The sequence below is a fragment of the Paenibacillus sp. FSL R7-0179 genome, assembly GCF_038002265.1.
In the GTDB taxonomy this organism is placed as follows: Bacteria; Bacillota; Bacilli; order Paenibacillales; family Paenibacillaceae; genus Paenibacillus_AQ.
The window spans coordinates 2,375,843-2,391,558 of sequence record NZ_JBBOCC010000001.1 but is presented as its reverse complement, the minus strand read 5'-3'; the positions used below and the strand labels follow the sequence as shown (position 1 = coordinate 2,391,558).

The 15,716-nt window shown below is 54.2% G+C and carries 14 protein-coding genes; 3 read left to right on the top strand and 11 right to left on the bottom strand.

Features of this window, described 5'->3' with window-relative positions; all coding sequences use genetic code 11:
- Positions 1-18: 18 nt before the first annotated feature.
- On the bottom strand, positions 19-474 hold the full coding sequence (locus MKX63_RS10640; RefSeq protein WP_341016951.1) for a chemotaxis protein CheX: 456 nt from the start codon (positions 472-474) through the stop codon (positions 19-21).
- A gap of 387 nt (positions 475-861) precedes the next feature.
- Between MKX63_RS10640 and MKX63_RS10635 the strand changes: the two genes are divergently transcribed.
- Positions 862-1,764, top strand: coding sequence for a LysR family transcriptional regulator (locus MKX63_RS10635; RefSeq protein WP_036701586.1), 903 nt, complete (start codon positions 862-864; stop codon positions 1,762-1,764).
- Between the two features lie 44 nt (positions 1,765-1,808).
- The gene (locus tag MKX63_RS10630) at positions 1,809-2,618 is read left to right on the top strand and encodes a histidinol-phosphatase (RefSeq protein WP_341016950.1); all 810 of its coding nucleotides are present in this window, start codon (positions 1,809-1,811) and stop codon (positions 2,616-2,618) included.
- Positions 2,619-2,842: 224 nt separating this feature from the next.
- Here the strand turns inward: MKX63_RS10630 and MKX63_RS10625 are convergent, their stop codons facing one another.
- The 7 genes from MKX63_RS10625 to MKX63_RS10595 form a co-directional block, all read right to left on the bottom strand.
- Complete coding sequence (locus tag MKX63_RS10625) at positions 2,843-3,583, bottom strand: NADPH-dependent oxidoreductase (RefSeq protein WP_341018602.1); 741 nt, start codon at positions 3,581-3,583, stop codon at positions 2,843-2,845.
- A 688-nt stretch (positions 3,584-4,271) separates the two neighbouring features.
- On the bottom strand, positions 4,272-4,814 hold the full coding sequence (locus tag MKX63_RS10620) for a GNAT family N-acetyltransferase (protein WP_341016949.1): 543 nt from the start codon (positions 4,812-4,814) through the stop codon (positions 4,272-4,274).
- 52 nt (positions 4,815-4,866) lie between these two features.
- Positions 4,867-5,802, bottom strand: a complete 936-nt coding sequence (locus tag MKX63_RS10615; RefSeq protein ID WP_341016948.1) for a metallophosphoesterase — start codon at positions 5,800-5,802, stop codon at positions 4,867-4,869.
- A 66-nt stretch (positions 5,803-5,868) separates the two neighbouring features.
- A complete protein-coding gene (locus MKX63_RS10610) occupies positions 5,869-6,702 on the bottom strand; it encodes a DUF3891 family protein (protein WP_341016947.1) in 834 nt (277 codons plus the stop codon).
- Between the two features lie 376 nt (positions 6,703-7,078).
- Positions 7,079-7,843: a succinate dehydrogenase iron-sulfur subunit gene (gene sdhB / locus MKX63_RS10605; RefSeq protein WP_340751908.1), complete on the bottom strand. Its 765-nt coding sequence runs from the start codon at positions 7,841-7,843 to the stop codon at positions 7,079-7,081.
- Between the two features lie 38 nt (positions 7,844-7,881).
- On the bottom strand, positions 7,882-9,624 hold the full coding sequence (sdhA, locus tag MKX63_RS10600) for a succinate dehydrogenase flavoprotein subunit (protein ID WP_341016946.1): 1,743 nt from the start codon (positions 9,622-9,624) through the stop codon (positions 7,882-7,884).
- A gap of 207 nt (positions 9,625-9,831) precedes the next feature.
- Positions 9,832-10,497: a succinate dehydrogenase cytochrome b558 subunit gene (locus MKX63_RS10595; RefSeq protein WP_341016945.1), complete on the bottom strand. Its 666-nt coding sequence runs from the start codon at positions 10,495-10,497 to the stop codon at positions 9,832-9,834.
- 414 nt (positions 10,498-10,911) lie between these two features.
- Between MKX63_RS10595 and MKX63_RS10590 the strand changes: the two genes are divergently transcribed.
- A complete protein-coding gene (locus MKX63_RS10590) occupies positions 10,912-11,811 on the top strand; it encodes a LysR family transcriptional regulator (protein ID WP_341016943.1) in 900 nt (299 codons plus the stop codon).
- Between the two features lie 114 nt (positions 11,812-11,925).
- Here the strand turns inward: MKX63_RS10590 and MKX63_RS10585 are convergent, their stop codons facing one another.
- From MKX63_RS10585 to MKX63_RS10575, 3 genes are all read right to left on the bottom strand, one after another.
- Positions 11,926-13,575 (bottom strand): ABC transporter substrate-binding protein, encoded by a 1,650-nt coding sequence (locus MKX63_RS10585; protein ID WP_341016942.1) that lies wholly within the window; start codon positions 13,573-13,575, stop codon positions 11,926-11,928.
- A gap of 65 nt (positions 13,576-13,640) precedes the next feature.
- On the bottom strand, positions 13,641-14,540 hold the full coding sequence (locus MKX63_RS10580; protein WP_341016941.1) for a carbohydrate ABC transporter permease: 900 nt from the start codon (positions 14,538-14,540) through the stop codon (positions 13,641-13,643).
- Between the two features lie 14 nt (positions 14,541-14,554).
- Positions 14,555-15,514 (bottom strand): ABC transporter permease, encoded by a 960-nt coding sequence (locus MKX63_RS10575; protein WP_341016939.1) that lies wholly within the window; start codon positions 15,512-15,514, stop codon positions 14,555-14,557.
- Positions 15,515-15,716: the final 202 nt, after the last annotated feature.

Genomic DNA, 15,716 nt, shown 5'->3' with positions numbered 1-15,716 from the left:
CAACTCCCGATTATCCGCCTAAGAGATCATTACCTGAATATCAAGCTCCCCAATGCCTTCCATCACAAGCGGAATACTCAGCGCTTTGCGCGGCAGAACAGTCATGCTCTCGGACTTCATCAGCTTCGGCGGGGTAATGTCTACCGACACCCCCTGATTGGAGAGAATAGTACTGGCATTGCCGCTGATCATATTGCCCAGCTCGGAAATGGCGCTCTGGCCCATCTCATCCATTTCTGTTATCACATAGCCGCCCATCATGGCAGACACGATCTTCAGCGCTACCTGCTCGGCAATCCCGAAGATAATATCCCCGCTGAGCTGACCTGTCATTCCCACTTGAATCCATATATGATCATCGATCAGTTCAATATCCTTGATCCCAAGCATACCGGTGGATGGCGAGACTTGGATCACCTGTTCAATAACAATGCGCGCAGACTCTAAAAACGGATTGATTACTTCTGCTTTCATGAAAGTGCTGTCCCCCTCGACCAGTCTTTAGTCATATACCAAAAGTCCTAAGCAATAATGATTTATTATACTTCATATATCGGCATTATTCACCAAAAATTAATGGTCTGCTCGAATGATTTATGAAGATAGTTTGGACCGCAACATTGCCCTCCCGGGAGGAATCTCCTATAATTTAATCAATAAACGTAAGATCTGCGGCGTCACACCCTCCGAGTGCAGCACTCACAGCGACCCTTGTACCTGTCTACTTTGTCAGAATCCGCGGCTTGCAGACTCTAATTCTGGAAGCTTGCATGTGCACATATGCCCTCCGGAAAGCTGCGGCTTTCCCTGTTTGTACAAATATACGGCGGCACCATCCGGTAGCCATAAGGGGGACAGTCCATGAATATCAGCCAGCTCGAAACACTGATCACCATCTCCAAAACCATGAGCTTCCGCAAGGCGGGCGAGCTGCTCAACCTGACGCAGCCGGCAGTCTCGGCCCAGATCAAAAGCCTGGAGGAAGAGTTCAAAACCCAGCTTGTTGACCGGAATCAGCCGGTGACGCTGACGGACAGGGGCAAGGTCTTCCTCGCCCACGCGGAACAGATTGTTGGAATCGTAGATGAGCTTAAGCAGCGCCTTGCCGATCTCGAAGAGAATCCCCAAGGGCATATTATTCTCGGTACGACCACCTCCATCGCCATCCAGATTCTCCCCCGGGTGCTCTCCTATTTCCAGGATCAGTTCCCTCATATCAAAACCTCGATCTCATCCATGTCCTCCTCCCAGATCTACCAGCAAGTCGAGAACGGGATTGTGGATGTCGGCATCGGCTATCTGATCGGCCGCAATCCGGGAATGACGACCTCGGTCCTGTATTATGATACTTTCGAACTGGTTGTTTCGCCCCGCCATCCGCTGGCCCAGGTCAAAACAGCCGGGATCGAGGCACTGGGCACCATCCCGCTCATCCTGCTCTCACCGGATACCGTCGGCCGGAAATTTGTCGACGAGGTGCTGGCAAGGCACGGTATTCAGCCGCTGGTGATTATGGAGCTGACCAGCAGCGAGGAAGTGAAGCGGATGGTCGAGCTTGATCTGGGAGCGGCGGTCATCTCCAAGCAATCGGTCACTGCCGAGGTCAGGAGCGGAACCCTGCGCATCGTCCCGATCATTGAGCTTGAGGTTACCCATCCTGTAGGTGTCATCACCAAGTCCGGCAAGTATGTCAACTCTGCGATGAGACAGTTCCTGAGCGACCTTAAGGGAATGCCCGAGACCCAGTTCATCGGCTCAGAGTAACCTGCACCCTATTTTGCCATATTAGCCTAAGGAGATGTTCCATTATGAAGTTCGACCTGCATACCCATCATTTCCGCTGCGGCCATGCTGACGGCACGATCCGGGATTATATTGAAGCCGGAATAGCGGCGGGGCTGGATGTCATCGGTATTTCCGATCATTCGCCTTACTTCGGAAGCCCGTCCGAGCAGGCTTTTCCGCGCATTGCCATGGCCAAGTCCGAGCTGGTCCACTATGTGGAGGAAGTGTTATCGCTGCAAAAAGAATACGAAGGCCGCATCGATGTCCTGCTCGGCATGGAATCCGACTTCTTCCCGGAGCATGCGGAGCTGTACCGCAAGACCTACGCCGCATACCCGTTCGATTATGTAATCGGCTCCGTACATCATGTTGAAGAGGTCAGTATCTTCAACCAGGGCCGCTGGAAGGGACTGGACCCCGGGCAGATGCTTGCCTCCAAGGCCGAGTACTACCGGCTGATTGCCGAATCCGCACGCAGCGGCATCTTCCAGATTCTCGGCCATATCGATGCCATGAAAGGCAATTATCCGCCCTTCTCCGGGATCGCTGCTCCCAAGGAGATTGACGAAGCCTTGCGCGTGATCGGCGAATGCGGCCCGGCCATCGAGATCAACACCTCCGGCGGCACCAAGCTGTGCGGCGGCTGGTACCCTTCCGATGAGATTCTGGAGCGGGCCCTGCACTTCGGCGTGGAGGTCAGCTTCGGCTCCGATGCCCATCTTCCTGCCCGCGTGGCCGACCAGCGCAATCAGGTAGCTGCACGGCTGAAGGAGATTGGCTTCGAGTACTGGGTCTATTACAAGCGGCGCGAGAAGGTTAAGGTCGCACTGTAGGGAACCGCATACTTCATTTCAAAAACCCCGCCTTGCCAAAGTCTGCATCAGACTTGCAAAGCGGGGTTTCTATTAGGCTAAGGCGATACTATTAGAGCATCGGACAGACTACAAACTATTAGCTGCTACCTTCCAACTCTTCACTCCTAGCATCTAACAGCCACCTGCTCACGAACCGAGTCGCAGGTCCCGGTTGAATCTGCAATCCTCCGGCCCTTAACTAGTTACTCCTTATTTAGATTCTCACAGGTGAAGCCCTGCTGCTTCAGCGTACGCTGCGAGTCCCCATACTGCGGATTCAGCGCGTAGAAGCGGGCAATTATGCTGGTCCAGCTCCGCTCCGTCATTCCTTGGGACTTGAGCAGCTCCCGGTGGGTCTCATTGTATTCTTCGATCAGGTGTTGCTGATCCGGGTTATAGACTTCTTCATGATATACCGCCGCTATAGGCAGGCGTGAACTCTTCGGCTGTTCTCCCGCCGGATAGCCGATGCAGAGTCCGACCACCGGGAATACATACTCTGGCAGCTGCAAAAGTTCGATCACCCCAGCCGTATTGCGGCGCACGCCCCCAATCGGGATAATGCCCAGTCCCAGTGACTCGGCGGCAGCCACTGTGTTCGCTAACGCAATGCCGACATCCGTAGCCCCAACGAGCAACGCGTCTACATCCGCAGCCGTTTCGAACGGCTGGCCTTCCAGCTCCGCTGCAAGCTTCGCCCGGTAAAAGTCCATGCAGAACACCAGAAATACCGGCGCTTCCGCCACATGCTTCTGGTTGCCGCTCAGCGCCGACAGCTGCTGCCTGCGTTCCTCGCTGCGTACCGCAATCATCGATACCTGTTGGCCGTTCACCCAAGAGGGTGCCGCCTGGGCTGCCTCAATAATCGTCTTCAGCTTCCAAGGCTCCACCTCCTGCCCGCTGTAGTTCCGGAACGAACGGTGGTTCATAAGTAATCTAATCACATCATTCAAAGGTTCATTTCCTCCCCCATCTATACTTGTCATATCCACTGTATCATGTACACTATCATAGCCCAATCCCCTTGGAGACTGCCAGCCCACAATGTTTGCTACCGCACTAATGCTCCTCAATTGGCTATTTAGCCGACTATCTACGAATTCAGGGGCACTAATGCTCCTCATTCGCTCGCCCAGCCGACTTCCGGGCCAATTCAAAGGGATTTATCCCTCTCATTTCCCCGTCCAGCCCACTTCCGGCCAATCCAAAGGGATATATCCCTCTCATTCCCTCGTCCAGCCCACTTTCGGGCCAATTCAAAGGGATTTATCCCTCTCATTTCCCCGTCCAGCCCACTTCCGGGCCGATTCAAAGGGATTTATCCCTCTCATTTCCCCATCCGGCCCACTTTCGGGCCAATTCAAAGGGATTTATCCCTCTCATTTCCCCGTCCAGCCCACTTCCGGGCCGATTCAAAGGGATTTATCCCTCTCATTTCCCCATCCGGCCCACTTCCGGGCCAATTCAAAGGGATCTATCCCTCTCATTGGGAAGCCCATCAGGAGCCCATACCCACACAAGCCCAAAAAAAATGGACCCGAATCATCGGGTCCCAGCAGCAGTTATATTTTCAAAAGGGGGTCATGTACTTAGTTTAACCGCTGACTGTTAGAGTTTGATAACGGCATTATTTCATTTGTATGACAATGTGAAGACTTTCGTTACATCGCCCGAGCCGTCCGCCATCGGCAGGGTCCGCTCCAGCGTCAGGCCGTTCCTCAGCATGACCTGGGCGGACCGGTAATTGTCCCCCCGGCAGCGCCCCTCGACCCTCTTCAGTCCAAGTTCCCTGAAGCCGTAGGCCAGCAGCAATCCCAGTGCCTCAGTCGCATATCCGCGGCCCCACCATGACGGATTCAGCATATAGCCCAGCACGGCATGGCCTTCCTGCCGGTTCCAGTTCTGAAGGGAGACTGATCCGATCAGCTCCGGCTGTCCCAGGATATAGATACCTGCATGCAGTGAGCCGGGATCATAGCCATGCAGCATCCGGGTCACCAGCTTATCCAGCACGCCCTGCCGGGAAGTCGATGCATGACGCAGCTGAATATGCGGCTGTACCTCCGGGTGGGAGAGCAGCGACTTCAGCAGCGCTCCGTCGCCGGACGCCATATTCTTCAGTTCCACCCTGGACCCTTGCAGCGACATCCCCATGATCATCTCATAAGTGCTCATGAACTTCTCCCTCTTCTTCTCCCGCTTATGGCGCCCCTCTCTTGCAGTCCGGCTATCCCCGGCGCAGAGTCAGCACGGTAAGCTCCGGGCGGCATAAGAAGCGCAGCGGCATCATGGTCTCGCCGAAGCCCCTGTTCACATACACCGGCATCGCCTTATTCTCTGTATAATACAAGCCGTCTATGTATTTCTTAGATCCGTAAGGCGTGAACGGCGCTCCGACCAGCGGCAGACGAATCTGACCGCCATGACTGTGACCTGAGAGCTGAAGGTGAAAAGGATAGGCTTCCGCCACCTCGGCGTAATCCGGTTCATGCATCAGCAGCACCGTGAAGATGCCGTCTGGAATATCCCTGACAGCTGCCTCCGGGTCCGGCTTGCCGTGCAGCATATCGTCCAGTCCTGCTACAGCAATTGTTGCTCCGCCTTGCTTGATCAAATATGACTCGTTACGCAGGACGCGGAATCCGGCCTCCGTCAGCAGACGGGTCAGCAGCTCCGTATTCTTGTAATCATGATTCCCGAGGATGGCATACTTCCCAAGCGGAGCCTGCAGCTCTGCCAGCAGGGGGACCGAGTCGGTCAGATCTTCGGCATAGCTGTCTACGATATCCCCTGTGAAGCAGATCAGATCCGGCTGCTCTTCCTTGATGTGCTTTGTCAGCCGGGCCAGATCCTTCGCATCCTTGTTGAAGCCCAGATGCACATCGCTGAAATGGACCAGCCGGGTCCCGGCGAACGCGGACGGCAGCTCCGCAAGCGGCAGCTCCCGGCGGGTCACCTCTAACCAGTTCGGCTCTCCCTGCCAGGCATAGCCGCCGGCGAGGAGGCCTGCGCCGACTACCGCGCCTGCTCCCCGGGCCAGAAACTGGCGGCGGGTCATCTTACGGCTGCTCCGGCCTTCCGGCTTCGGGGGGCCTGTTCCCGCGCCATCCGCAGCCGCAGAAACTGTACGTTCGGGAGAGCCCCCGAACGGATTTTTGCTCATAGGGAGTATCTCCTTTCTGTACTCTAATCTATTCCGTAAATCCGCTGAGGATTGTATATCGTCCCGTTACCTGTCCGCACGCTGGCTGCTCCCTGACTTCACCGCTGTGTCTTCCTCCGGTCCGCTAACTACCTTGATCCGGCATTCTTCCTCAGGAGCTTCGCGATAGGCGCGGGCAATTCCCCTATCCATAATGTCTGCCCGGCTGACCCGCCTCTGCTTGAAGCTAACTTCAACATCCTGCGTGAACGGGAACGGAGTCAGAATCAGCGTAGAACTGTCCTGCCACTCCGCCTCAATGGCACGGCCAGAGGTGAAGCTGAACTCCTCACTGCCGGAGAAGCCGTCTACGAACCAGGGATGCTTCTCGGACTCGGCGCTGCCCGGCTTGCTCAGCGCCAGGAACAGCGACAGATCATCGCAGAATTGCAGCAGTCTGGCGTCATAATACAGCTCGCCTTCTTCAAGCGGCTGGCTCTGCTCCAGCGCCCGGTGGATACGGGCCCGGCGGTCCGCTTCACCCTCCAGATATTGTGTCAGCTCCGGGCATTCCTCCCCCGACACCTCAATCAACCGTTCAAAATGCGAGCTGCACAGCAGCGCCCCGTATGGCGTCTGCGCTTCAATCTCATCGATGCCCCGTCTATAAAAGGTCAGCTTCGGCACAACGGGGAAATCGAGGAAGCTGTACGGCTGCCCCTCCGCATCATTCCAGAACGGTGTCTCATCCAGATCAATCCAGCCCCGGTCATGGTTGCTTACTGCCCACAGTACCTCAGCCCGGCGGCCTTCCGCAGGCGTATGCTCTTCCTTGAACCACTTCGCAAATTCTCCGGCCAGCAGCCCGTGCTCATGCTGCTTCGTCATTACAAGCGTTCCATCCTGTTCACGGCAAATCACAGTCATTCCTCCCCGTTATCCGCTACCCTGGCGGTTATCTTCAAAATATAAGAATTTATAGGTTTTAGGCTATAAATTATCCTTCTATTTCTCGCTGAAACGATACCGTCCTTTAATAAGGACGGCAAAGCCGTTTCCACTTGGCTATGTAGATTATAACATATTGACCTATATTTATCGGAACCTGCAGACGTATGGCTATTCTATGCAGCTTCAGGCTCTTCATTACAGGCTGTCTATACATGTACCCTTTTTCCAGCCGGCCAGAAACATCCGTACCTGTCACTATGTCCGGTGCAGCCAAACAGGCCACCCAGGAATGACACCTGAATGGCCTGCTACGATTCTGCTTATAAACGAATGGTCTGAAAAAAGGTCAGACACCCAGCCAGCGCTTGAACATATGCTTCGTTGTCTGCTTGTTAATCTCGGCAATGGAGGTTGTGAGCGGAATGCCCTTCGGGCAGGCCCGCACACAGTTCTGCGAGTTGCCGCAGCCGTCGATGCCGCCGTCTCCCATGACCGCATCCAGGCGTTCTTCAGCGTTCATCTCACCTGTCGGGTGAGCGTTGAACAGGCGCACCTGCGAGATGGCTGCCGGCCCGATGAAGTTGGTCTTCTCGTTGACATTCGGGCAAGCCTCCAGGCAGACGCCGCAGGTCATGCATTTGGACAGTTCATAGGCCCACTGGCGCTTCTTCTCCGGCATACGCGGTCCCGGACCGAGATCATACGTGCCGTCAATCGGAATCCAGGCCTTCACACGCTTCAGGGCATTGAACATCCGGCTGCGGTCAATCACCAGGTCGCGCACGACCGGGAAGGTCTTCATCGGCTCAATGCGCACCGGCTGCTCCAGATTGTCAATCAGCGCTGCGCAGGCCTGACGGGGCTTGCCGTTGATGACCATGGAGCAGGCGCCGCAGACCTCTTCCAGACAGTTGGATTCCCAGCATACAGGAACCGTATTATCGCCTTTCGCATTCACCGGATTCCGCTGAATCTCCATCAGCGCACTGATTACGTTCATCCCCGGACGATAGGCAAGCTCGAACTCCTCCGTATAGGGGCTGGTCTCCGGTTCATCCTGGCGGGTAATAATAAATTTCACATTTTTGGGAGCTGCTGCTGTTTCCGCCATGTCAGTTACCTCCTAGAAAGTTTGGTTAGTCTAACCGGTCAGTCCTTCGAGTAATCCCGCACGCGCGGAGGAATCAGCGAGACATCGACTTCCTCGTATGAGATCTGCGGGCCGTCTGCTGTCCAGGCGGCTTTGGTGGTCTTGAGGAATTCCTCATCATTACGCGTAGGGAATTCCGGCTTATAGTGGGCGCCCCGGCTCTCATTGCGCAGCAGCGCTCCAAGCGTCATCGCCTCCGACAGCTCCAGCATGTTCCACAGCTGGCGGGTGAACGCTACCCCCTGGTTGCTCCAGCGCGAGGTGTCGCTCATGCTGATGTTCTTGTAGCGCTCCTTCAGCTCTTTGATTTTGCCGATGGTGGCTTCCAGCTTCTTATTCTCACGCACCACGGTCATGTTCGCCGTCATCCACTCGCCAAGCTCCTTATGGATCACGTAAGCATTCTCTGTGCCAGTCATCCCGAGCAGCGACTCATATTTATCTTCTTGCGTCTTGTGGAAGCTGTCGAACACCGTGGAGGAGATATCCTGCACTGATTTCTTAAGGCCCTTGATGTATTCCACAGCCTTCGGACCGGAGACCATCCCGCCATAAATGGCAGAGACCAGGGAATTCGCACCCAGACGGTTGGCCCCGTGGTATTGATATTCACATTCCCCTGCCGCGAACAAGCCGGGAATATTCGTCATTTGATTATAGTCGACCCACATGCCGCCCATTGAATAATGCACAGCCGGGAAGATTTTCATCGGAATTTTGCGGGGATCATCTCCCATGAACTTCTCGTAAATCTCGATAATCCCGCCCAGCTTGACGTCAAGCTCCTTCGGGTCCTTATGCGACAGATCCAGGTAGACCATGTTCTCGCCGTTAATACCCAGGCCCTGATCCACACACACATTAAAAATCTCACGGGTGGCAATATCGCGCGGCACCAGGTTGCCGTAAGAAGGATATTTCTCTTCGAGGAAGTACCAAGGCTTACCGTCCTTATAGGTCCAGATCCGTCCGCCTTCACCGCGTGCCGATTCCGACATCAGCCGCAGCTTGTCATCGCCGGGAATCGCCGTCGGGTGAATCTGAATGAATTCCCCGTTCGCATAATGCACACCCTGTTGATACACGGCGCTTGCGGCGGTTCCTGTGTTGATGACCGAATTCGTCGTTTTGCCGAAAATAATCCCCGGACCGCCGCTGGCCAGAATGACCGCGTCCGCCGGGAAGGTCTGAATCTCCATCGTCTTGAGATTCTGGGCGCTGATGCCGCGGCAGACCCGTTCGTCATCCAGAATCACCGAGAGGAATTCCCAGTTCTCGCTCTTGGTAACCAGGCCTTCCGCTTCCCAGCGGCGCACCTGCTCATCCAGCGCATAGAGCAGCTGCTGGCCGGTAGTCGCACCTGCGAAGGCTGTGCGGTGGCGTTTCGTTCCGCCGAACCGGCGAAAGTCGAGCAGCCCCTCAGGGGTACGGTTGAACATTACGCCCATCCGGTCCATCAGGTGAATAATGCCCGGTGCCGCTTCGCACATGGCTTTCACCGGAGGCTGGTTGGCCAGGAAGTCGCCGCCATAGACAGTATCATCGAAATGCTCCCAAGGCGAGTCGCCCTCGCCCTTGGTATTGACGGCGCCGTTGATGCCGCCCTGCGCGCAGACGGAATGTGATCTTTTGACAGGGACCAGTGAGAATAGATGTACATGCGCGCCGGATTCAGCGGCCTTAATGGTAGCCATCAGGCCGGCCAGACCGCCGCCCACGATGATGATATCGGCTGATGCCATGATTGTTCCCCTCCTAAAAGTTTTGTGAGCGTTTGCTTCCTGACTCCTCATCGTACAAAACTCGCTTCGGAAGCATACGCTTTAGTTTTGCGGAAGATCCGCTTCTTCGAGATAGCTGTGCAGCAAAACTTGCCTCGGAAGCATAGGCTTAAGTTTTGTGAGCGTGTCCGCAGCATAAGTTAACCGCTTCCACTCACCTTTATATCCTTAAATGAAACTGCGCACTGACTGCATCGCCGTAGCGGCAGTTTGGAATTCATCGTTACGGAAGGTAACCAGCGACAGGACGAACATGAAGGTAACGATAACAAAAATACCGAGGCAAAGTACGGACGATACTCTCTGCGAACGCGGACCCACCGTGATTCCCCAGCTGATCAGGAACGACCATAGACCGTTGGAGAAATGGAAGCAGGCAGCCACGATTCCGACAATATAGAGAGTCATCAGCAGCGGCTGGGTCACAATGTTATGCATCACTCCGCCAAGCTGATCATGCTCCACCTTGCCGAGCGCAACCTGGACGCGGGTGTCCCACAGATGCCAGACAATGAAGATGAAGGTGACGACTCCGCTGATCCGCTGCAGCGTATAACGCCAGTTGCGCTCAAGATTGTAGCGGTTCAGGTTCGGCTTCGACTGGTACGCGATGTACAGGCCGTATACTCCGTGGTACAGCAGCGGCAGCCAGATGCCGAACAATTCCAGGAAGAAGACCAGCGGCAGGCTGTTCAGCCACAGCACACTGTCTGTGAAACCAGCAGCGCCACCCTCTACTGCTGCGAAGTTCGTCAGCATGTGCTCAAGGAAGAATGCCCCGAGCGGGATAACGCCGAGCAAGGAATGAATCTTTCTGGAATAAAATCCTCTCATGCAAAGTGTCCCCTTTCCATATAAAACAGCGTTTTCACAAGTCTTTTTAAAGAGCATACACCGCCGGGAGTACAGTTGAAACAGGGCAGCGGCAGGCTTGATTTAGCGGCTAACAGTCTGTTTGCACCACTATCCATTGTTTTCCCGGACTTTGCTGAATAATTCACAATATGTGAATATCCTGTGTCACTTTTCATGTTACTCTTTTTTTGCTTATAAGGGAATTGCAATCTAATTATTAATCGTTATACAATAATTGCATAAGAATATTTTTAATATGATAATAATTCTCATTTAGCTTCATTAATACCTTACAATTTAGGGTTGTCTTCCTGCACATCAGGAGAACCTTTGCTCATCGGCTATGCCTTTTATCACAATTGTATTGGATTTGGAAGAGAGGAGCACTATGAAATGTATGATGATTTAGATGCTTTTGCTGCGGTGGTGGAGCACTCTAGCCTGAATCGGGCCTCGCGCCAGCTCAACCTGTCCCAGCCGGCCCTCTCCCGCAAAATCTCCAAGCTGGAGGAGCGGCTCGGCGTCGCCCTGTTCAACCGCTTCGGCAAGCGCCTGGAGCTTACAGAGGTCGGCCGCCTTACCTACACCTATGCGCTGGAGCAGCGTCAGCAGCGTTCCAGGTTCCTGGAAGCGTTATCGAAGTTCAAGGAGGGCGAGCCGCAGCTCGTAACCTTGGGCGCCAGCCTGACCACGCTGCAGACAACCCTGCCTCCTCTGGTAAAAGCGTACACCGAGAAGTATCCGGCAGCCGAGCTGAAGCTCATCACCGGGAAGACCCATGAGATGGTCACCGCCGTCAGCGAAGGCAAATGCGATGTCGCCATCATCGCCTCCCAGGTTCAGGAGCCGGGGCTGCGCTGCATCCCGCTGTTCGAGGACCAGCTCCGGCTGGTCGTCTCCGAGCAGCATCCGCTGACCCTGACGCCACGGCTCACCATGGAGCATCTGTCCCGGCTGCCGATGATTCTTTTCTCCAAGGGAACCTGGTACCGCCGGACGACAGATGATCTGTTCCAGCGCTGCGGGGTTGATCCCGATGTACGGATGGAGATCGACTCCTTCGAGGCCATCGTCCGCCTGCTGCCGACGATCAAAGCTGCGGCCCTGCTGCCGAACTCTTACTTGCGTCCGGAGCTGCTGAACGGCGGGGGACTGGTCTCCCTGCACATCAAAGAGCTGGAGCAGACCCAGCGGACCACTTGCCTCATCTACCAGAGCAGCGGCGGACTCAGCACGGCAGCGCGCTGTCTGGTGCAGGTGACGGAGGATGTCTTCCTGAACAGCCGCGAGTAGCGGCGGGGAACACAGCAATCACCCGGCAAGCCTCCGTAATACTACGGATCGGCCTGCCGGGTGAGGATACTGCCAGGTACTTCTTTTGCTAAACTAAGCCAGACTTACACTGCATTAACGGAATTTGCCTGCATCAATTGCTGCCTGCTTCTCATCGAGAATCTCCTGGTAGCCTGCCTCCAGATACGTCTTCTTGGCGGCTTCATACGTAGCAGCGAATTCAGCCTCCGGAGCAAGCACCACCTTCACGTACAACTCCTGGAACAGCGTGTTCAGATCGGCCTTGTATTCGTTCACCTTCTCCAGCACCACATTGAACAGCGCATCCGGTGTACGGAATTCGGCAACCTCGTCATAATACTTCACCAGATCATCCGCCAGCGGCTCATAACCGGACGGTGCCCAGTTACGCAGGTTGGCCTTGCGGGTCTTGGCTTCATCCGGGTACTGGGCGATTTCCGTCACCAGGCCCCAGTAGTCCTTGTTATTGTTCTGTGCCAGCACCGCTTCTCCCTTATAATCCGGGTTCTTCAGGGCAATGCCGTCTGCGTCAAGCGTATAATTCTCCCCTTCGAGCCCGTTCTGGAACTTGAACAGGTTCTCCGGCTGGCTGAGCCATTCCAGATACATCCACACGGCTGCACGTTCTTCCGGCGTGGATTCATAGTTAATGCCCATAATGAAGCCGAACGGCCAGTAAGCGCGTCCCTGAGGCTTATTGCCTTCCGGAACTCCCGCATACGGAGGCACTACCGCAAATTTGGCATCCGGGTTATTCTGCAGCGTAGCCGCAAAGACATCGGTGTTGTTCGCCAGATAGAAGCCGAAGTTGCCGGTTTTGCCTGCCACGAATTCAGCCTTAATCTTAGGTTCATCGTTGCGCAGATAGAATTCCTTATCAATCAGGCCATTGTTATACTGATAATTGAGGTTACGCAGGTAAGCCTCAGTCTCCTTCGTAGTCAGATCAGCTACGCTGAGATCGGAATACAGCGCCCGATATTTCGCATCCACCGGCCATTCACGGAACGGATAGTTGAAGTTGAAGAAGTTCTGCTGCAGATTGCCGCCGCTTACGCCGAGTCCGGCTTCCTTCCACTTGGCCAGCATCTCGTTATACTTTTCCAGTGAGGTCAGATCCTCAACCTTCATGCCTACCTTTTCCACCCAGTCCTTGCGGATAATATTGACGAAGTTGTCAGCTTCAGGGCGTGCAGCGAAGAAGAAGGTCTTCTGATCATCCACGGTACCATACTGTTCAATCGTATTACCCATGTTCTTCCAATAGGTCGGCGCATAATTTTGGATCTCTGCATAGTCGAGCGGCTGCATCACATCCTCGCCATAATAAGTAAGCGCTTGCGGCATATCATAGTGGAAAATAATATCCGGAGCCTTGTGCGAAGCCAGCAGCTGCTCGAAATCCGTTACTTCCTTGGAGCGGGTAATCGGCACATAGTTAACCTCTATATTATATTTGTCGCCGAACTCCGCCTGCACCCAGCGGGTATAGTAGTTATCGGACACGTTCCAGCCTTCATAGGCACGCTCATAGACCGGAATATCGAGCGAGACTTTTTTCTCGAAGCCCTTGGAATAATCAGGATAGGCTCCTTCGGCCTGGTTCGTAGCCGCGGCGGTCTCGGCCGGCTTATTGCTGGATTCGGCTGTATTCTTGGTGTTATTTCCCCCAGAGCACCCGGCCAGCAGGCCTGCCGTCATGACGGATGCCATCATTAACGAATACACGCTTCTTTTACTCATCGCAATTCCCCCATTTTTTGAATTTTCGTAATTCCAAAGAATGACTATATACCAGGGACGCAGGATTACTCCTTAACGGCTCCGAGCATAACACCTTGAACAAAGTACTTTTGGACAAATGGATACACACAGAGTATTGGCAAGGTAGCGAATACAACAACTGACGCCTTCAGGACTTCGGGATTGCTGAGCTGTACCTGACTGGCCTCCAGCTGGAAGCTTTCACTGGCCTGAATGACCAGATAATACAGCTTGAGCTGAAGCGGCCGGAGGGAGGTCTCATGCTTGATATAGAACAATGCGTCCTGATAAGCATTCCAGCGGCCTACCGCATAAAAAAGGGCAAGTGTCGCCATAATCGGCTTGGATAAAGGCAGCACAATGCTGAACAGAATCCGGAAATGCCCCGCACCGTCGATCCGCGCTGACTCTTCCAGACTTACGGGAATCCCGTGCGTTAGAGAAGTCTTCATAATTAACAGATTGAAGGCGCTGAAGGAGAGCGGCAGCACCAGTGACCAGATGGTATCCATCAGCCCCAGATTGTTGATGTTCATATAGTCGGGGATAATGCCTCCGCTGAAGTACATGGTGAACAGGAAGATGAAGGTGATCACCCTGCGGCCCTTGAACTGGGTTCGGGACAGCGGATAGGCAGCGCAGATGGTCAGGATCATGCCCAGAATGGTGAACAGCACCGTCACGATGACCGAGATGTACAGGGAACGGAGGATGCTGGCATCCGCGAAGATTTTTTTATACGCTTCAATGGTGAAGCCCTGCGGCCACAGAAAAACCTTATTGGCAATGACGAAGGAGTCAGAGCTCAGCGATTTCGATACGACATGAATGAACGGCAGCAGGCAGAATAGCGACACAACAATAATGACGAGACGGATCAGCGTTTCCCAAATATCTATACTTGCTTTATGGGGTGCGGCAGGGCCTCCGGCTATGGCTTTCATGTTTCCTCTCCTTTCTACAAAATCCCATCCTCGCCAAGCTTCTTGGCTACGCGGTCCGCGGAAATAACCAGAATAATTCCGATGACTGACTGGAATAATCCGATGGCGGTTGCCCGGCTGAAATTGCCGCTCTCAATCCCCCAGCGATATACGAGGACCGGTATGGTGGTAGTGAACTCCGTGGTCGCTTTATTTTGCAGCGCATAGATCCGCTCGAAGGAGCCGTCCATTACTTTGCCCAGCGCCATAATCAAGAGCGTCACAATCGTTGCCCGGATCGAGGGAAGGGTGATATTCCAGACCTTTCTCCAGCGGCCCGCCCCGTCTACCGTAGCCGCTTCGTACATCTCGGGGTTGATCCCGCTCATCGCCGCCAGGTAGATAATCGTGCCCCAGCCCATGCTCTGCCAGACCCCGATCACGAGATAGCTGATCAGCCAATTCGTATCCTGCTGCAGGAATGGAATCCGGGTGCCTCCCATCAGTTCTATGAGGTTATTGACAACACCGCCCCCCTCACTGAGCAGCTGATAGGCGATGGCTCCGATAATGACCCAGGACAGGAAGTGGGGCAAATAGAGCACCGTCTGATTGATTCTTTTGAACCGTACGCTCTTGATCTCGTTCAGCAGCAGAGCCAGCACAATCGGCATCGTGAAGCTGAAGATCAGGTCAAGCACGTTCAGCAGCAGGGTGTTGCGGACGGCCCGGATGAAATCAGGCTTGGCGAACAGATCCTGGAAGACCTGTAGTCCCGCCCATTCACTGCCCCAGAAGCCTCTGGCAATCTTATAGTCTTTGAAGGCGATTACAAGTCCGGTCATCGGCAAATATTTGAATACGATGACAAAGGCCAGCGGAAGCATCACCAGCAGATAGAGCTGCCAATCCCGCTGTAAATAATAGCTGAACCCCTGTTTTCTTCTTAATAAAGGACTGTGATTCGTTTGTGAAGCGCTTGCAGCTTTCAACATCTTCACCTCCTGCCTTGAATTCTTCTTGCCGGCTCAGGTTCTCCGGCCTGACTCCTATGCTACCGCCTTTGCCGGGGCTTGAATATCATGAGTATTGATGATCACCTATCACAATTGATTCACAAATGATTGTTGCCCGGCGCACCAAGCTTCAGGCGAAGGTGAATAATCAAAACTGATAGGCATTCCCAAAATTAATAAA